The organism is Burkholderia sp. PvR073, assembly GCF_054055695.1.
Genome location: NZ_JBSRXO010000001.1, coordinates 410,380 through 429,106 on the forward strand (window position 1 = coordinate 410,380; position 18,727 = coordinate 429,106).

Here is an 18,727-nt window from a genome sequence, read left to right on the forward strand (position 1 = left end):
TCCTGGCGCCCCGGCCGCCTACAGCCCGAGCCGACGCTTCATGTCGGTTCGCTGCTGGTTCAATTCCGTCAATTCGGCCAATTCCTCGGGTGTGAAGGTGGATTGCCGCGCCAGCCGATCGAGCCGGTCGCAGCAAGCGTCATAGCGCATCTTGAGCACCGCGGCCTGCAGTTCCTCGCCCGCGATCCGTTCCTGTTCGCGCTGCCGCTCAGGCACCGTCTCGTCTTCCGGATTCTGTAGCAGCAAGTCGCGGACGTTTTCATCATAGTCCAGAATTTCGCGGAAGATTTCCTCGTAAGTCGCCCCGTTCGAGGATGTGCGCAGCACGTCCGACAGCAGCCGGAACTCCGCGCCGTCGCCCAGCGCACGCGCATGCTCGACGACTTCGGCGAACAACTCGCCGATGCGCGGCAGCGCGCGCAGGGTCGCAAGCTGTTCGTCGTCGAGCTGCGACGCGATCCGCGGATGCATCACGAGCGTACGCAACGCCCGCTTTTCGCTGTCCGTCACACGCCGCCGCTCGCTGCGCGGAGGCGCCTGGCGCGCCGGCGCGGCAATGCGTGCATCGACATCCGACAGCCCCGCGACTTCCTCGAACGGGATATCGAGACGGTCGGCGAACATGTGCATGATCTGCGCGCGCAACGCGTTTGCCGGCAGCGCCTGCAGCAGCGGCTTCGCGTCGAACAGCGCCTTCGCGCGACCTTCCGGCTGATCGAGCGCCTTGCCGGCAATTGCTTCGTTCAACAGAAATTGCGACAGCGGCATCGCACGTTCGACCTGCTCGGAGAACGCGTCCGCGCCGAATTCGCGTACGTAGCTGTCCGGATCATGTTCGGACGGCAGGAAAAGGAATCGGATCGTCCGGTTGTCCGCCGCATGCGGCAGGCACGCCTCGAGCGCGCGGCGCGCCGCACGCCGGCCGGCCGAGTCGCCGTCGAAGCTGAAAATGACCGTATCGGTCTGGCGCAGCAACTTCTGCACGTGGATCGGCGTGCACGCCGTGCCGAGCGTCGCGACCGCGTTCGGGAAGCCGAGCTGCGCGAGCGCGACGACATCCATGTAGCCTTCGACGACCAGCACGTACTTGCGCTCGCGGATCGCGAGGCGCGCCTCGAACAGCCCGTACAGTTCGCTGCCCTTGTTGAACAGCGGCGTTTCGGGCGAATTCAGGTACTTCGGCTCGCCGCTGCCGAGCACGCGGCCGCCGAACCCGATCACCTGCCCCTTCACGTTGCGGATCGGGAACATGATCCGCTCGCGGAACCGGTCGTAGCGTCGCGCGACGCCTTGCGCGTCGGTTTTTTCGCTGACGATCACGAGCCCCGATTCGACGAGCGACTCGTCACGGTAGTCCGGGAACGCGGTTTCGAGGTTCTGCCAGCCGTCCGGCGCATAGCCGAGACCGAATCGCGCGGCGATCTCGCCGGTCAGGCCCCGGTTCTTCAGGTACTGGATCGCGACGGTCGCGCCGCGCAATTGCTTGCGATAGTAGTCGCACGCAACGGACATCACGTCGGACAGCGCCGTCGCGACCGATTTCGACACGGGTGCCGGATAGTCGCCGCCGCCACCACCGCCGCGCATTGACGGCTCGTGCGGCACGGTCAGTCCGACCGATTGCGCGAGTTCCTGCACGGCTTCCGGGAACGTGAGCCCCGCGTGCTCCATCAGGAAGCCGATCGCCGTGCCGTGCGCGCCGCAGCCGAAGCAGTGATAGAACTGCTTGGTCGGGCTGACGGTAAACGACGGGCTCTTCTCGTTATGGAACGGGCACAGCCCCATGAAGTTGGCGCCGCCCTTCTTGAGCTGCACGTACCGGCCCACCACGTCGACGATATCGACGCGGTTCAGCAAATCCTGCAGGAACGAATGCGGAATCACCGTGGGATCGAGCGAAAAAAGGACAATACGATGCCCCGGCGCACGCGCATGCGACGCGCCGGGAAGCGGGTTTTACTTCGACAGCGCGGCCTTGACCTGCGCGGAGACAGCGGTCATGTCGGCACGGCCGGCGAGCTTGCCCTTCAGCACGCCCATCACCTTGCCCATGTCCTGCGGGCCGGCTGCGCCCGTTGCCGCGACCGCGGCCTGGACTTCGGCGGCCACTTCCGCGTCCGACAGTTGCGCAGGCATGTAGGCGCCCAGCACGGTCAGTTCGGCCTGTTCCTTCGCGACGAGATCGTCGCGACCGGCGGCCTGGAACTGACTGATCGAGTCCTTGCGCTGCTTGATCATCTTGTCGATCACGGCGGTGATGCCCGCGTCGTCGAGGGTCACTTGATCATCGATCTCGCGTTGCTTGATCGCGGCCAGCAGCAGGCGAACCGTCGCCAGACGCTCGCTTTCCTTCGCGCGCATCGCGGCCTTCATGTCTTCGCTGATCTGCTCTTTCAAACTCATCTTGCACCCGGGATGGAAACGTGACTTCGACGCCCGTGAATGGACGTCAACACAAAAACCCGCTTGGGACTATGTCTCAAGCGGGTTGCTCGAATCCGGCATCGGCGACTCGCGGCCCCTGATCAAGACCGATCGTGCGGAGGTCGCCGGTGCGCCGCTCAGTGACCCGCGCGGCGCTCACTCGTTCAGTACAGCTTCTTCGGCAGCGTCTGGCTGCGAATCCGCTTGTAGTGACGCTTCACTGCTGCAGCCTTCTTGCGCTTGCGCTCGGCGGTCGGTTTCTCGAAGAACTCCCGCGCACGAAGCTCGGTCAGCAGACCGTTCTTCTCGATCGTGCGCTTGAAGCGACGCATGGCGACTTCGAACGGCTCGTTTTCTTTAACGCGAATGATCGTCATGATCCGACACGAATAAAGGTTTGCACAGAAGATTTACGAGTATAGCAGAGCGTCGCACAAAGGCCTAAGGGCCGGGCCCCGTCAACGGCGGGCCTGCGCGGACGCATCAGACGCCGTGCGCAAACTCCGCCGCGGCCTGCCCGGCCGCCGTGCCGGACGCCCACGCCCACTGGAAGTTGTAGCCACCGAGCCAGCCCGTGACGTCCACCGCCTCGCCGATGAAGAACAGCCCCGGCACCCGCGCACTCATCATCGTCGCCGACGACAGTTCGCGCGTATCGACGCCGCCCTTCGTCACCTCGGCCTTCTTGTAGCCCTCGGTGCCGTTCGGCGTCAGCGTCCAGCCGGACAGCGCGTCGCCGATCTGGCGCAACGTCTTGTCGGGCAGGTCCGCGAGCCGCGCGTCGGCCGCGACGCGATGCGTGTCGAGCCAGACGTGCGCGAGACGCGACGGCACCCAGTCCGCGAGCAGCGAGCCGATCTGGCGCTTCGACGTGCGCTTCGCGTCGAGCAGATCGGCCACCGCGTCGCGCTGCGGCAGCAGGTCGATGCGGATCGGGTCGCCGGACTGCCAGTAACTGGAGATCTGCAGGATGCCGGGGCCCGACAGGCCGCGATGGGTCAGCAGCAGATCCTCGACGAATTCGCCGCCGCGTTTCTTGTCACCGGTCGACACGCGCACTTCGAGCGACACGCCGGACAGCGCCGCGAACGGCTCCCAGTCGTGCTGCGCGAATGTGAGCGGCACGAGCGCGGGCCGCGTATCGACGAGCTTGTGACCGAACTGCTTCGCGACCCGGTAGCCGAAGTCGGTCGCGCCGATCTTCGGGATCGACAGGCCGCCCGTCGCGACGATCAGCGCGCGTGCGCGGATCGGCCCTGCGTGCTGCGTGTCGAGCGTGAAGCCGTCGGCCGCGTGGCGCACCGCATCGACGACCACCGGGCGGCGCCAGGCGATGCCGCCCGCGTCGCATTCGTGCTTCAGCATGTCGATGATCGCATCGCTGCCGTGGTCGCAGAAGAGTTGCCCCTTGTGCTTTTCGTGCCAGGTGACGTGATGGCGCTTGAGCAGCCCGAGGAAGTCGCGCGGCGTGTAACGGGCGAGCGCCGAGCGCGCGAAATGCGGATTCGACGACAGGTAGTTGTCGGGGCCTGCGTAGAGATTCGTGAAGTTGCAGCGGCCGCCGCCCGAGATGCGGATTTTCTCGGCGAGCCGCGGCGCGTGGTCGATCAGGACCACGCGGCGGCCGAGTTGCCCGGCGACCGCGGCGCTCATCATCCCGGCGGCGCCCGCGCCGATCACGGCGATGTCATAAGTTTCCATGGCGCGGATTGTACCTGCCCGGCCTCCGGCCCGGGCCGTCCGCGGCGACGACCGGCCCCCGCCTGCTATAATTTCCGGTTACGTCGACCTTCCTGCGGCGCGCTCGATAAAGCGCGCCCCCGCCCTTACCCATGCTCGTTCTCGGCATCGAAAGCTCCTGCGATGAAACCGGCCTCGCGCTCTACGACACGCAGCGCGGCCTGCTCGCGCACGCGCTTCATTCGCAGATCGCGATGCATCGCGAATACGGTGGCGTCGTGCCGGAGCTCGCGTCGCGTGATCACATCCGCCGCGCGCTGCCGCTGCTCGAGGAAGTGATGGCGCAAAGCGGCACGCACCGCGACGACATCGACGCGATCGCGTTCACGCAAGGCCCCGGCCTCGCCGGCGCGCTGCTGGTCGGCGCGAGCATCGCGAATGCGCTCGCGCTGGCATGGAACAAGCCGACCGTGGGCATTCATCACCTCGAAGGCCATCTGCTGTCGCCGCTGCTGGTCGACGAGCCGCCGCCGTTCCCGTTCATCGCGCTGCTGGTGTCGGGCGGTCATACGCAACTGATGCGCGTGACGGACGTCGGCGTGTACGAGACGCTCGGCGAGACGCTCGACGACGCGGCCGGCGAAGCGTTCGACAAGACGGCAAAGCTGATCGGCCTCGGCTATCCGGGCGGCCCGGAAGTGTCGAAGCTCGCGGAAACGGGCACGCCGGGTGCGGTCGTGCTGCCGCGCCCGATGCTGCATTCGGGCGATCTCGACTTCAGCTTCAGCGGCCTGAAGACAGCCGTGCTCACGCAGATGAAGAAATTCGAGGCGGCGAAGCTGGAAGGCGAAGCGCTCGAGCGCGCGAAGGCCGACCTCGCGCGCGGCTTCGTCGACGCGGCCGTCGACGTGCTCGTCGCGAAGTCGCTCGCCGCGCTCAAGCAGACGAAACTCAAGCGCCTGGTGGTCGCGGGCGGCGTCGGCGCGAACCGCCAGTTGCGCGCGGCGCTGTCGGCCGCCGCGGCCAAGCGCGGCTTCGACGTGCACTATCCCGATCTCGCGCTCTGCACCGACAACGGCGCGATGATCGCGCTCGCCGGCGCATTGCGGCTCGGCCGCTGGCCCGAGCAGGCGAACGCCGACTACGCGTTCACGGTGAAGCCGCGCTGGGATCTCGCGTCGCTCGCACGCTGATTCGCGCAACCCGATACCCTACGCGCCGGCGCACGCCGGAAAACAAAATGGCCGCTCGATGAGCGGCCATTTTTCATTGCAGCGGCAAAACGACGCAGCGTTACGCGGCGTGTCGCTTGTCGCGCTCGATCAGCGCATACGCGCTGTGATTGTGGATCGACTCGAAGTTCTCGGCTTCGAGCACGTACGCAACCACGCGCTCGTCCGCATCGAGACGCTGCGCGACGTCGCGCACCAGATCCTCGACGAACTTCGGGTTTTCGTACGCACGCTCCGTGACGAACTTCTCGTCCGGACGCTTCAACAAGCCCCACAGCTCGCACGACGCCTCTTCTTCCGCAATGCGGATCAGCGCCTCGACCGGCAGGTCGGCCGCGAGCTCGGCATCGATCGTCACGTGCGAGCGCTGGTTGTGCGCACCGTACTGCGAGATCTTCTTCGAGCACGGGCACAGGCTCGTCACCGGCACGAGCACCTTCAGGAACAGGCGCGTTTCGCCGTTGCGGCTTTCGCCCGCGAGCGTCACTTCATAGTCGAGCAGGCTCTGCACGCCCGACACCGGCGCCGTCTTGTTCACGAAGTACGGGAACGTGACCTCGATGCGGCCGGCCTCGGCTTCCAGCCTCACGAGCATCGACGCGAGCATCGCGCGGAAGCGCTCGACCGTCAGCGGCTCGCGACTCTCTTCGAGCAGAGCGACGAAGCGCGACATGTGCGTGCCCTTCTGATCGGCGGGCAGGCGCACGTCGAGGTTCCAGACGCCGACGGTCGGCTGCACGTCGCCGCTCTCGGTGCGCACCGTCAACGGATGCCGGACCGCCTTCACGCCCACGCGCTGAATCGGAATCTGGCGGGTATCCACCGTGCTCTGCACGTCGGGCATCACGAAGGCGGGATTCATCTGGTTCATCTTGTTCAATCCTTGTAAGCCGCGCGTTCGACGACGCGCACGCCGCGTCACGCGGTAGCCGGAAAAGCAACATGGGCCCGCAGGCCCATGTTTTCCGCATCAATGTAGACCGGTTGCGCCAGTCGCACTGACGCCGCCCGCAGGCGGCGCCAGCTTACGCGACGCGCTTCGCCTGACCGGCGACGTCGGCCGCCGGGCTCAGGAAGCGTTCGCGAATCGATTTCGCGATGCCCGCGCCGTCGAGGCCGCATTGCGCCAGCAGCTTCGCGGGGTCGCCGTGATCGATGAACTGGTCAGGGAGGCCCAATTGTATTACGGGTCGGATAACCCCACTCTCCATCAGGGCTTCGACGCAGGCCGAGCCCGCACCGCCCATCACGCAGCCTTCCTCGACCGTGACGAGGTAGTCGTGCGTCTCGGCGAGTTCACGCACCAGCGCCGCATCGACCGGCTTCACGAAGCGCATGTTCGCGACCGTGGCGTCGAGCTCCTCGCCCGCCGCGAGCGACGGCGCGACCATCGTGCCGAACGCGAGAATCGCGACGCGCTTGCCTTCCGGCTGCGACGTACGGCGACGCACTTCGCCCTTGCCGAGGGGGATCTCGGTGAATTCCTTCACCGTCGCCACACCCGTGCCCGCGCCGCGCGGATAACGCACCGCGGTCGGGTTCGGCTGCTGAAGCGCCGTGTGCAGCATCTGGCGGCACTCGTCCTCGTCGGACGCGGCCATGATCGTCATGTTCGGGATGCAGCGCATGAACGCGAGATCGTACGCGCCCGCGTGCGTCGCACCGTCGGCGCCGACGAGGCCCGCGCGGTCGATCGCGAACACGACCGGCAGGTTCTGCAGCGCGACGTCGTGGATCAGTTGGTCGTACGCACGCTGCAGGAACGTCGAGTAGATCGCGACGACAGGCTTCAGCCCTTCGGTCGCGAGGCCGCCCGCGAACGTCACCGCGTGCTGCTCGGCGATACCGACGTCGTAGTAGCGATCCTTGAAGCGCTTCTCGAACTCGACCATGCCCGAGCCTTCGCGCATCGCGGGCGTGATGCCGACGACACGCGAATCGCGCTCGGCTTCATCGCACAGCCATTCGCCGAACACCTGCGTGTACGTCTTCTTCGCGGGCGTGGGCGACGGCTTGATGCCTTCGGCCGGGTTAAACTTGCCGGGGCCGTGATAGAGCACGGGATCCGCTTCGGCGAGCTTGTAGCCCTGGCCTTTCTTCGTCACCACGTGCAGGAATTGCGGACCGCGCAGCTCGCGGATGTTCTGCAGCGTCGGGATCAGCGAATCGAGATCGTGACCGTCGATCGGGCCGATGTAGTTGAAGCCGAACTCTTCGAACAGCGTAGCCGGCACGACCATGCCCTTCGCGTGCTCCTCGAGCTTGCGCGCGAGTTCGAGCACCGGCGGCGCAACGCTCAGCACGCGCTCGACGCCCGCGCGCGCGGCCGCATAGAAGCGGCCGGACATCAGGCGGGCGAGATGGCGATTCAGCGCGCCGACCGGCGGCGAGATCGACATGTCGTTGTCGTTCAGGATCACGAGCACTTTCGCATCTTCCGACACGCCCGCGTTGTTCATCGCCTCGAACGCCATGCCGGCCGTCATCGCACCGTCGCCGATCACCGCGATCGAGAAGCGGTCGTCGCCGTTCAGCTGGCTGCCGATCGCCATGCCGAGCGCGGCCGAGATCGACGTGCTCGAGTGCGCGGTGCCAAACGTGTCGTATTCGGATTCGCTGCGGCGCGGGAAGCCCGAGATGCCGTCCTGCTGGCGCAGCGAATGCATCTGGTCGCGGCGGCCCGTCAGGATCTTGTGCGGGTAGGTCTGGTGCCCCACGTCCCAGACGATGCGATCGTTCGGCGTGTTGAACACGTAGTGCAACGCGATCGTCAGCTCGACCGTCCCGAGGTTGGACGACAAATGGCCGCCCGTTTTCGACACGCTGTCGAGCACGAACGCGCGCAGTTCATCCGCGAGCGGTTGGAGTTGGCGACGATCGAGGCGGCGCAAATCCGCCGGGTCGTCGATGGTTTTCAGCAAGTCGTACATCGTCGTTCCATTGTAGGAAATCAAACGCGCCCGCATTCTATTGCACGCACCGTAAGCGTGTGCGCAGCGGCGGGCTTCGCGTCAGCTGACCCGGTTCACTACCAGGTCGGCAAGTTCGGCGAGACGCTGTGCGCGTGCGCCGAACGGTTTCAGCGCATCGTGTGCTTCGGCGCGCAGCTGGGCTGCGAGCTCACGCGATGCGTCGAGGCCGAGGATCGATACGTAGGTCGGCTTGTCATTTGCCGCATCCTTGCCGGCCGTCTTGCCGAGCGTCGCCGAATCGGTCGTGACGTCGAGAATGTCGTCGACGACCTGGAAGGCCAGGCCCACGGCCCCTGCGTAGACGTCGAGCGCGGCCAGCGTTTCCGCCGACGGCGTATCGCCGGCCAGCGCGCCCATCCGTACGGCCGCGCGCAGCAGCGCCCCCGTCTTCATCCGGTGCATCGTCTCGAGCTGCTCGCGCGTCAGCTTGAGGCCGACGCTCGCCAGGTCGATCGCCTGCCCGCCGGCCATGCCGATCGAGCCGCTCGCCAGCGCCAGCTCGCGCACGAGCGCGGCCTGTTGCACCGGCGACAGCGCATCGACGTCGGTCAGCGCGACGAATGCCTGCGACTGCAGCGCGTCGCCAACCAGCAACGCCGTCGGCTCGTCGTACTGCACGTGCACGGTCGGCTTGCCGCGACGCAGCGCGTCGTCGTCCATGCACGGCATGTCGTCGTGCACGAGCGAATAGACGTGGATCATCTCCAGCGCCGCCGCCGCCGCGTTGCGCGCCGCTTCCGTCGCACCGGTCAGTTCGCCTGCTGCATGGCACAGCAGCGGGCGAACGCGCTTGCCGCCGCCGAGGACCGCGTAGCGCATCGCTTCGTGGAGTTGCGTGGGCACCACGTTTTCGGCCGGCAGATAGTGGCCGAGTGCGTCCTCGACACGGTCAAGCACGGACCGCATCCATTGTTCGAATGTCATAGATCGTCGTCTTCGCCGTCCGTGGCGGCCGTTCCGGACGAAAGCGGCTTCAGCGTCGCGCCGTCGAGCACGCGAACCTGCTGTTCCACTTTCTCAAGCTGCTGTTGGCAAAACGCAACGAGGTTCGCGCCGCGGCGATACGCAGCGAGCGAATCCTCGAGGCTCAACGCGCCGCCTTCCATCCGGGCAACCAGCGTCTCGAGTTCCGCGAGCGCCATTTCGTAATTGTCCGGCAACGGTTCGGTGCCATTGTCGGGCGGCGTGGCGCCTGGGGATGCGGTTTTCGCCATGGACGAGGGTGTCAAATTTCAAAACAAGTCGGACATTCTACGGCAAAAGAGAATTCTCCGATCTGCCGACTTGGCCAGCCCGGCACAATTCCGGCCCCATCTTCGACGCACAGTGTGCGCCTCCCGATTGTCTCCCGACAAAAAATTGACACAAATCAGGCACTTAATCCTAGCCTTGCGAGGCGAACCGGGTATAATTGTCCGTTTCCCTAAATCGATTTTTCGATGGTTGGGTTGTTCACTGCTTTCACGCTAACACCGGGAGTGGGAATGTCCAATCTGAGCGACGCGCTTCAGTTGAAGTCGGCTCACAGCCAGCTTCCAGTCACTGCATATTTCGATGAGGCGCTACTCGAGCGCGAGATCGAAACCCTCTTCAAGAAAGGACCTCGTTACGTCGGGCACGAGTTGATGGTGCCCGAGGCGGGGGATTATTTCGCGCTGCCGTCCGAGAAGGAAGGCCGCGTGCTGGTCCGCAACCAGACGAACCAGATCGAACTGCTGTCGAACGTGTGCCGCCACCGGCAGGCGATCATGCTCAACGGGCGTGGCCACGCGCAGAACATCGTGTGCCCGCTGCACCGCTGGACGTACGATCTGGAAGGCGAACTGCTCGGCGCCCCGCACTTCCCCGACAAGCCCTGCCTGAATCTCGGCAAGAGCCCGCTGCAGAACTGGCAGGGGCTGCTGTTCGAGGCCGAAGGCCGCAACGTCGCGCGCGATCTCGCGAACCTCGGCACGAAGCATCACTTCGACTTCTCCGAATACCAGTTCGATCACGTCGAAGTGCACGAGTGCGATTACAACTGGAAGACGTTCATCGAGGTCTACCTCGAGGATTACCACGTCGCCCCGTTCCACCCGGGCCTCGGCAGTTTCGTGTCGTGTGACGATCTCAAGTGGGAGTTCGGCGACTGGTACAGCGTGCAGACGGTCGGCGTGCACAACGCCCTCGCGAAACCGGGCAGCGCGACCTACCAGAAGTGGCACGAGCAGGTGCTCAAGTTCCGCAACGGCGTGCCGCCGGAATTCGGCGCGATCTGGATGGTCTATTACCCGGGCCTGATGATCGAGTGGTATCCGCACGTGCTCGTCGTGTCGTGGCTGATTCCGCGCGGCCCGCAGAAGACGACCAACATCGTCGAGTTCTACTACCCCGAGGAAATCGCGCTGTTCGAGCGCGAGTTCGTCGAGGCCGAGCGCGCCGCCTATATGGAGACGGCCGTCGAGGACGATGAAATCGCGATGCGGATGGACGCCGGCCGCCGTGCACTGATGGCACGCGGCGAATCGCAGGTCGGCCCGTACCAGAGCCCGATGGAAGACGGCATGCAGCACTTCCACGAGTTCCTGCGCCGCCACCTCGGCGATCTCTGAGCGCGCGCGGCGCTTCCGGCGCCGCCTCGCATTCGGCATATGAAAAGACGGGTTTCGGCCCGTCTTTTTTTGTTTAGACTTGGAGTATCAGGCCGTTTGCACTCCAGGGAGCCGTCATGCCACACACCCACTACACCACGCTCATCTCCGCAGCCAATCTCGCCGAACGTCTGGCCGCGGCGCCGGGCAGCGTCGCCGTATTCGACTGCCGCTTCGATCTCGCCGATCCGGCCGCGGGCGAAGCCGCCTATGCGGCCGGGCACATCCCGGGCGCGCAGTATCTTCATCTCGACCGCGACCTGTCCGGCCGCAAGACCGGCACCAACGGCCGCCATCCGCTGCCGACCCGCGACGCATTCGCGACGCTAATGGCCAGTCGCGGCGTCAAGCAGGGCCAGCAGGTCGTCGCCTATGACGCACACGGCGGCGCCTATGCGGCGCGCTTGTGGTGGCTGCTGCGCTGGCTCGGGCACGACTCCATCGCGGTGCTCGACGGCGGCCTGCAGGCATGGGAAGCGGCCGGCCAGCCGTTGGCCACCGACGTGCCGCACCCGCCCGCCGGCGACTTCCGGGCGGCAGCCCCGCTCGAATCGACGGTCGACGCGGCAGCCGTGCTCGCGAACGTGACGTCGGCCAAGCGCGTCGTGATCGACGCACGCGCGCCCGACCGCTATCGCGGCGAAAACGAAACGATCGATCGTGTCGGCGGCCACATCCCCGGCGCACGCAATCGGTTCTTCAAGGACAACCTGAACACCGACGGCCGCTTCAAGACCGGCCATGAACTGCGCGAGACGTTCACCACGCTGCTGGCCGGCACCGAACCGAACAGCGTGATCCTGCAATGCGGCTCCGGCGTGACCGCATGCCACAACGCGCTCGCGCTCGAAATCGCCGGGTTGCATGGCGCATCGCTGTATCCGGGCTCGTGGAGCGAATGGAGCGCCGATCCGTCGCGGCCGATCGCGACCGGCCCGACACCGTAAATACCGGCACTGCGCACGATGACGCGGCGGCATCTGCCGCCGCTTGTCGTTTACATCACGCCGTACTTGTGGAACCACTCGATCGCCCGCTTCCAGCCGTCCTCGGCATCGCCCTTCACGTAACTCGGCCGGTAATCGGCGAAGAATGCGTGACCGGCATCCGGATACACGACGATCTCGGATTGGCGCGCGAGCTTCGAGTCGCTCGTCTGGATTGCCTTGCGCATGTCAGCCAGCGACGCCTGCGTGATGTTCGTATCCTTCTCGCCGTACAGCCCGAGCACCGGCACCTTCAGCAACGACGCATGATCGACCGGGTTGAACGGCGTCATCTCGTCGGTCTTGCCCTCGACGAATCCGTACCACGCCACGGCCGCACGCACGTGCGGATTGTGCTCCGCATACAGCCACGCCTGACGACCGCCCCAGCAGAACCCCGTCACACCGAGACGCGACAGGTCGCCGCCGTTCTTGCCGGCCCACGCGACGGTCGCATCGAGATCCTCGGTGACCTGGCGGTCGGGCACCTTGCTGACGATGTGGTCGACGAGCGCCTGGATCGTCGGGTACTTCGACGCATTGCCCTGGCGCGCGAACAGGTCCGGCGCGATCGCGAGATAGCCGAGTTTCGCGAAGCGACGGCAGACGTCCGCGATATGCTCGTGCACGGCAAAGATCTCGTGGATCACGATGACGACCGGCAGGTTCGTCTTGTCGACCGGCTGCGCGCGATACGCGGGGATGCTCGCGTCGCCCGAGCGGATCTCGATGGTGTCGACGTCCAGCCCGGCGCTGTCGGTCGTGATGGTCTGCGCCGACACGGGCAGCACGGCCGCCGCGAAGGTGCCGCCCAGCGCGGCCTGCATGAACTTGCGGCGCGAGAACGGAACGTGGGGAACCAGGCTGTCGACTTCGGGTTTCAACATGAATGCACTCCTCGATTGGGCGCCGCCGTCACGGCCACGGATCCGACCTGACGGGGCATCGCGCCGGCGGACGGCGCGGATGTCGCGGCGGTGGGCACCCCGCCGCAAGCGGAAACCCGGACAAGATGCCCAATAATCCGTTGTCACGTCAACTGTCAGATGTGTAAGACTCGATTACGACGGTGCGATCCCGTCACATCGACCACGGTGTCGATGGCCACCGACCGCCCCTCCCGTCCATGTGCGGCATGCGCACAACGAGCGCCGTTGCGCGATCGAATGCTTTCGGATTGAAACGAAAAGACGTGCGGCGCATGGTTCTCGCACGCGCATGGGCAGTCATTCTGCGCCCGCAAAAGACAACGGGCAGGAAACGCGCTCGATGCGCATTCCCTGCCCGCCCGGTGCACGAACCGCGGTCAGTGCAGCTTGACGCGCGGCAGCGTCGTGCGGCGCAGCCAGTGCGCGACCGTATCGAGCATCATGCGCGGATAGCCGTGCAGCGCCGCGATATGCAGCCGGTACAGCGACATGTACATGAACCGCGCGAACAGCCCTTCGATCAGCATGTTGCCGCCGATCAACCCGCCCATCAGGTTGCCGACCGCACTGAAGTGACCGAGCGACACGAGCGAACCGAAATCGCGATACGTGAACTCGGGCAGCGGACGCCCGTCGAGCCGGCATCCGATCGCCTTCAGCAGAAAGCTCGCCTGCTGATGCGCGGCCTGCGCGCGCGGCGGCACGTTGCGTTCGTTGCCGGGCCATGCGCATGCCGCGCAGTCGCCCAGCGCGAAGACGTTGTCGTCGGTGAAGGTCTGCAGCGTGCGGCGCACGTCGAGCTGGCCGAGCTTGTTGACCTGCAGGCCGTCGAGATTCGACAGCACGGACGGCGCCTTGATGCCGGCTGCCCAGACCGTGAGATCCGCACGCACCGCCTTGCCGCTCGCGGTGTGCACGACGCCGGGCGCGACCTCCGTCACGCGCTCGGCCAGCATCAGTCGCACGCCGAGCTTTTCGAGCAGTTCGGCCGTTGCGGTCGACACGCGCTCCTGCAGCGCCGGGAGAATCCGCGGCCCCGATTCGATCAGCACGATGCCGACGTCGTGCCGCGGATCGAGCTTGTGCAGCCCGTACACGGACAGCACCTGCGCGGTATTGCGCAGCTCGGCGGACAATTCGACGCCCGTCGCACCACCGCCGACGATCACGACCTGGATGCGCGGCTCGGCCTCGGCGCCCGGCGCGGGCTGCGCCGGCGCCTGGTGCTCGGCGCGCATGCACGCGGCGATCAAGCGCTTGCGGAAGCGCTCGGCCTCACCGACCGTATCGAGCGCGATCGCATTCTGGGCCGCGCCCTGCACCCCGAAGAAGTGCGTCGTGCTGCCGATCGCGATTACCAGCGTGTCGTATTCCAGGTCGCGCGCGGGCAGCAGTTCCTCGCCGTCGCTGTCGTTGACGGGCGACAGCGTGATGCGCTTCGCCGCGCGGTCGAGCGCGGTCAGTTCGCCCTGCTGAAACTCGAAGCCATGCCAGCGCGCCTGCGCCGCGTATTCGAGTTCCTGCGTGAACGGGTCCATGCTGCCGGCCGCGACCTCGTGCAGCAATGGCTTCCAGATGTGGGTCGGATTGCGGTCGACGAGCGTGACGAGCGCACGCGCGGGACGATTGGCGCGCGCGCCGTAACGGTCGCCGAGCCGCGTCGCCAGTTCCAGGCCGCCCGCGCCTCCGCCTACGATGATGATCCGATGCATCTGATTCCCCCTTTGCGATTCGAAACTGCTGCCGCCGGACGATGCAGACGCATGCATTCGCGCCGCCCGTTGGATTAACCGGTTCGGACATCATCGATGTGCAGTTCGAAACACTTCGATGCGTCCGATTCCGGAACGCGGGGCGCGCCGCCCCCGCGACAATGACCGGACTCACTTGCATTGTCCGGGAGCTTGCGCGTTGACCACAAGCAAACCATCTCGATATTCAGCATCCCTGCAACAATATGCCGCGGGAAGCGGGAATCGCGCGGGGGTGCGTCAGTGTGCCTCTTCCCAGTTCGCGCCGGCGCCCACTTCGGCGACCAGCGGCACCTTCAGCTTCGCCACACCGCACATCATTTCCGGCAGTTTCTCGCGCACGAGCGACAGTTCGTCGTCGGGCACCTCGAGCACCAGTTCATCGTGCACCTGCATGATCATTCGCGACGCGAGCTGGTCGCGCGTGAGCCAGTCGTCCACCGCGATCATCGACAGCTTGATCAGGTCGGCCGCCGTGCCCTGCATCGGTGCATTGATGGCCGCGCGCTCGGCGGCCTGGCGACGCGGGCCGTTGCCGCCGTTGATCTCCGGCAGCCACAGGCGACGACCGAAAACGGTTTCAACGTAGCCCTTCTCCTTCGCGGCCGTGCGCGTGTCTTCCATGTACTGCGCAACGCCCGGGTAGCGCGCGAAGTAGCGGTCGATATAGAGCTTCGCCGCATCGCGCGTGATGCCGAGGTTCGACGCGAGACCGAACGCGCTCATCCCGTAGATGAGCCCGAAGTTGATCACCTTCGCGATCCGGCGCTGGTCGGAGTTGACCTCCAGCGGCGTCACGCCGAACACTTCGGCCGCGGTCGCGCGGTGGATGTCCTCGCCTTGCGCGAACGCGCGCAGCAGCGACGCGTCGCCGGAGATGTGCGCCATGATCCGCAGTTCGATCTGCGAATAGTCGGCCGACACGATCCGGTGGCCGGGCGATGCGATGAACGCTTCGCGGATCCGCCGGCCTTCGGCCGTGCGCACCGGAATGTTCTGAAGATTGGGATCGTTCGATGCGAGCCGGCCCGTGACCGCGACGGCCTGCGCATAGTTCGTGTGCACGCGGCCCGTTGTCGGATTCACCATGCGCGGCAGCTTGTCGGTGTAGGTCGACTTCAGCTTCGACAGCCCGCGATGCTCGAGCAGCAGCTTCGGCAGCGGGTAATCCTCGGCCAGCTTCTGCAACACTTCTTCGTCGGTCGACGGTGCGCCGCTCGGCGTTTTCTTCACGACCGGCAACTGCAGCTTCTCGAAGAAGATCTGCCCGATCTGCTTCGGCGAGCCGAGATTGAACTCGCCGCCGGCCAGTTCGTACGCCTGCCCTTCGAGCTCGATGAGCCGCGTCGCGATCTCGGTGCTTTGCGCCTGCAGACGTACGTCGTCGATCAGCACGCCGGTGCGCTCCATCTTGCGCAGCACGAGCGATACCGGCATCTCGATATCGCGATACACGCGCTCGAGGCCCGCTTCACGCGCGATCTGCGGATACAGCGCCTGATGAAGCTGCAGCGTGATGTCGGCATCCTCGGCCGCATACGCGGCGGCCTGCTCGAGCGCCACTTCGTCGAAACCGATCTGCTTCGCGCCCTTGCCGGCCACGTCCTCGTACTTGATCGTCTTGACACCCAGATGACGCAGCGCGAGGCTGTCCATGTCGTGCGTGCGGTGCGATTCGAGCACGTACGATTCGAGCAGCGTGTCGTGCTCGATGCCGTTCAGCGCGATGCCGTAGTTTGCGAGCACCTGCGCGTCGTACTTCAGGTGCTGGCCGACCTTCTTGCGATCGGCCGATTCGAGCCACGGCTTCAGGCGCGCGAGCACGTCGTCGATCGGCAGCTGTTCGGGCATGTCGGGGCCGCGATGCGCGACCGGAAGATACGCGGCCTTGCCCGGCTCGATCGAGAACGACAGGCCGACGAGGCGGGCGGTCATCGGGTCGAGCGCGGTGGTTTCGGTGTCGAACGCGGTCAGTGCGGCCGCATCGATCTTCGCGAACCACGCGTCGAATTGTGCCCAGGTCTGGATCGTGTCGTATTCGCGGACGATGTCCGCCGCGACCACTGGCGCCGGCTCGCCTTCCGGCGCATCGGCGCCGCCGCCTTCGGCGGGCGCGCTCTCGACTTCGCGCAGCCACGTCTTGAAGCCGTAGCGCGCGAAGATGTCGCGCAGCAGGTCGCGTGCTTCGCCGTCCGTCTTCAGCGACGCCTCGATCGATTCGAGATGCGGCGCGAGATCGCAGGCCGTCTCGACGGTCACGAGCGTGCGGCCGAGCGGCAGGAAGTCGAGCGCGCGGCGCAGGTTGTCGCCGACCACGCCCTTGATCTCGCCCGCGTGTTCGATCACGCCGTCGAGGCTGTCGTATTGCGACAGCCACTTCACGGCCGTCTTCGGCCCACACTTCTCGACGCCCGGCACGTTGTCGACGGTGTCGCCGATCAGCGCGAGGTAGTCGATGATCCGTTCGGGCGGCACGCCGAACTTCGCGATCACGCCGTCGCGGTCGAGCGTCTCGTTGGTCATCGTGTTGACGAGCGTGACGCGGTCGGAGACGAGCTGCGCGAGATCCTTGTCGCCGGTCGACACGATCACGTTCATCCCGTGCCGCTCGGCTTCGCGCGCGAGCGTGCCGATCACGTCGTCGGCTTCGACACCCTCGACCATCAGCAGCGGCCAGCCGAGCGCGCGCACGGCGCCGTGGATCGGCTCGACCTGCAACGCGAGATCGGGCGGCATCGACGGACGGTTTGCCTTATAGTCGGCATAAAGGTCGTCGCGGAACGTCTTGCCCTTTGCATCGAACACGCAAGCGCTATACTCTGCACTGACTTCCTTGCGCATACGGCGCAGCATGTTGATGATTCCGTAGAGCGCTCCGGTCGGCTCCCCGCCAGGGCCACGCAGATCAGGCATCGCATGGTAAGCCCGATACAGATAGCTCGAACCGTCAACCAATAGCAGGGTCTTACCTTCCAGATTTCGTTCTTCAGGCATTATGAACAAGAGAAAAGTGATTCCGAGTCTGCGTTCGCTCGCAGATCAAGAACGCGCGACGGCCAAGAAGGCGCGCGCATCGTGGCAGATGTTCACGATTATGGCAGAGTTTATCGAGGCGACCGAGTACCTGTCGGAGATCCGCCCGGCTGTCAGCATCTACGGTTCTGCCCGTCTCAAACCCGACACGCCGCACTACAAGCTCGCGGTGCAGATCGCGCGCAAGCTGTCCGACGCCGGCTTCGCGGTGATCTCCGGCGGCGGCCCCGGCATCATGGAAGCGGCGAACAAAGGCGCGCACGCCGGCAAGGCGCCATCGGTCGGCCTGAACATCGAGCTGCCGCACGAGCAGGCGGGCAACCACTTCCAGGACATCTCGCTGCGCTTCCGCCATTTCTTCACGCGCAAGGTCACGTTCGTGAAGAACTCCGACGCGGTGATCGTGATGCCGGGCGGCTTCGGCACGCTCGACGAACTGTCCGAAGTGCTCACGCTGATCCAGACGAAGAAGTCGCGCCTCGTGCCGATCATTCTCGTCGGCAGCGAGTTCTGGAAGGGCCTGCTGCAATGGTTCCGCGACCAGCTGATTCCGATGGGCCTCATCAATCCGGAAGACATGGATCTGATGCAGGTGATCGACGATCCCGACCAGGTGCTCGACGCCGTGCTCGCGTTCTACGAGGACAGCGGCGAGGAAGAAGGCTCGGACGGCGACGGCCAGCCGCCGCGGCCTGAAGAAGACCGCATGTTCTATCTGTAATTCGATCGATGTCGATGGCCGGCCTCGCGGCCGGCATCCGCACCCCGCGCGGCAGGCATGGCGATTTCGCCACCTGCCGCGTGTCATTTTGTAACGCCGCATTAATCCCGCTGCGCGTCCGCGCACCGCCGAATGTCAAATCAGGGCAGCCTGTGCCGCGCAACGTGGGTGCCCCGTTCCGCGCCTGCGCCCCGTCATTGTCAAATCGTGCGGCCCGCCATCGATCCGGCCGGGCCGCTGGCCGGGAATCCGCCGTAACAAACACGCCTCGCCTTTTCCGCGCGGTGCCCGCACACTGTATCTCGTCGGCGTGGCGTCCCCCCGGTGGCACGATCCCCCCTCGCGTCCATCGCGTCGCGCCGGCCTCTT

15 protein-coding genes are annotated in these 18,727 nt (G+C 65.8%); 4 read left to right on the plus strand and 11 right to left on the minus strand.

Annotated features, from left to right (window positions below; translation table 11 throughout):
- Nucleotides 1-18 precede the first annotated feature (18 nt).
- From dnaG to ACVK00_RS01770, 4 genes are all read right to left on the minus strand, one after another.
- Nucleotides 19-1,884 (minus strand): DNA primase, encoded by a 1,866-nt coding sequence (gene dnaG / locus ACVK00_RS01755; protein ID WP_284893786.1) that lies wholly within the window; start codon nt 1,882-1,884, stop codon nt 19-21.
- Between the two features lie 72 nt (nt 1,885-1,956).
- The gene (locus ACVK00_RS01760) at nt 1,957-2,403 is read right to left on the minus strand and encodes a GatB/YqeY domain-containing protein (protein ID WP_006751744.1); all 447 of its coding nucleotides are present in this window, start codon (nt 2,401-2,403) and stop codon (nt 1,957-1,959) included.
- 185 nt (nt 2,404-2,588) lie between these two features.
- On the minus strand, nt 2,589-2,801 hold the full coding sequence (gene rpsU / locus ACVK00_RS01765; protein WP_006751743.1) for a 30S ribosomal protein S21: 213 nt from the start codon (nt 2,799-2,801) through the stop codon (nt 2,589-2,591).
- A 106-nt stretch (nt 2,802-2,907) separates the two neighbouring features.
- Complete coding sequence (locus ACVK00_RS01770) at nt 2,908-4,134, minus strand: BaiN/RdsA family NAD(P)/FAD-dependent oxidoreductase (RefSeq protein ID WP_284894048.1); 1,227 nt, start codon at nt 4,132-4,134, stop codon at nt 2,908-2,910.
- A gap of 122 nt (nt 4,135-4,256) precedes the next feature.
- On the opposite strand from ACVK00_RS01770, the gene tsaD reads away from it, so the two are divergent.
- Complete coding sequence (tsaD, locus tag ACVK00_RS01775; RefSeq protein WP_105786713.1) at nt 4,257-5,297, plus strand: tRNA (adenosine(37)-N6)-threonylcarbamoyltransferase complex transferase subunit TsaD; 1,041 nt, start codon at nt 4,257-4,259, stop codon at nt 5,295-5,297.
- Nucleotides 5,298-5,397: 100 nt separating this feature from the next.
- On the opposite strand, the gene folE2 is transcribed toward tsaD, so the two are convergent.
- From folE2 to ACVK00_RS01795, 4 genes are all read right to left on the minus strand, one after another.
- The gene (gene folE2 / locus ACVK00_RS01780) at nt 5,398-6,207 is read right to left on the minus strand and encodes a GTP cyclohydrolase FolE2 (protein WP_006751740.1); all 810 of its coding nucleotides are present in this window, start codon (nt 6,205-6,207) and stop codon (nt 5,398-5,400) included.
- A gap of 154 nt (nt 6,208-6,361) precedes the next feature.
- Nucleotides 6,362-8,266, minus strand: coding sequence for a 1-deoxy-D-xylulose-5-phosphate synthase (gene dxs, locus ACVK00_RS01785; RefSeq protein WP_228909447.1), 1,905 nt, complete (start codon nt 8,264-8,266; stop codon nt 6,362-6,364).
- Nucleotides 8,267-8,347: 81 nt separating this feature from the next.
- Nucleotides 8,348-9,232, minus strand: coding sequence for a polyprenyl synthetase family protein (locus ACVK00_RS01790; RefSeq protein ID WP_166722989.1), 885 nt, complete (start codon nt 9,230-9,232; stop codon nt 8,348-8,350).
- Nucleotides 9,229-9,522 (minus strand): exodeoxyribonuclease VII small subunit, encoded by a 294-nt coding sequence (locus ACVK00_RS01795; protein WP_006760428.1) that lies wholly within the window; start codon nt 9,520-9,522, stop codon nt 9,229-9,231. The genes ACVK00_RS01790 and ACVK00_RS01795 overlap by 4 nt, the downstream gene beginning before the upstream one ends.
- A gap of 270 nt (nt 9,523-9,792) precedes the next feature.
- Here ACVK00_RS01795 and ACVK00_RS01800 point away from each other — a divergent pair, with 270 nt between their 5' ends.
- Nucleotides 9,793-10,899, plus strand: coding sequence for an aromatic ring-hydroxylating oxygenase subunit alpha (locus ACVK00_RS01800; protein ID WP_228909446.1), 1,107 nt, complete (start codon nt 9,793-9,795; stop codon nt 10,897-10,899).
- Nucleotides 10,900-11,015: 116 nt separating this feature from the next.
- Nucleotides 11,016-11,885 carry a sulfurtransferase gene (locus ACVK00_RS01805; protein ID WP_284893778.1) on the plus strand — a complete coding sequence of 290 codons (870 nt, stop codon included), beginning with the start codon at nt 11,016-11,018 and terminating at the stop codon, nt 11,883-11,885.
- Nucleotides 11,886-11,935: 50 nt separating this feature from the next.
- Here ACVK00_RS01805 and ACVK00_RS01810 read toward each other — a convergent pair whose 3' ends face one another.
- From ACVK00_RS01810 to polA, 3 genes are all read right to left on the minus strand, one after another.
- Nucleotides 11,936-12,811 carry a dienelactone hydrolase family protein gene (locus ACVK00_RS01810; protein ID WP_228909445.1) on the minus strand — a complete coding sequence of 292 codons (876 nt, stop codon included), beginning with the start codon at nt 12,809-12,811 and terminating at the stop codon, nt 11,936-11,938.
- 419 nt (nt 12,812-13,230) lie between these two features.
- Nucleotides 13,231-14,565 (minus strand): NAD(P)/FAD-dependent oxidoreductase, encoded by a 1,335-nt coding sequence (locus ACVK00_RS01815; protein WP_284893776.1) that lies wholly within the window; start codon nt 14,563-14,565, stop codon nt 13,231-13,233.
- 279 nt (nt 14,566-14,844) lie between these two features.
- Nucleotides 14,845-17,598, minus strand: coding sequence for a DNA polymerase I (polA, locus tag ACVK00_RS01820; RefSeq protein WP_228909443.1), 2,754 nt, complete (start codon nt 17,596-17,598; stop codon nt 14,845-14,847).
- Nucleotide 17,599: 1 nt separating this feature from the next.
- On the opposite strand from polA, the gene ACVK00_RS01825 reads away from it, so the two are divergent.
- Nucleotides 17,600-18,358, plus strand: coding sequence for an LOG family protein (locus ACVK00_RS01825; RefSeq protein ID WP_228909442.1), 759 nt, complete (start codon nt 17,600-17,602; stop codon nt 18,356-18,358).
- Nucleotides 18,359-18,727 lie beyond the last annotated feature (369 nt).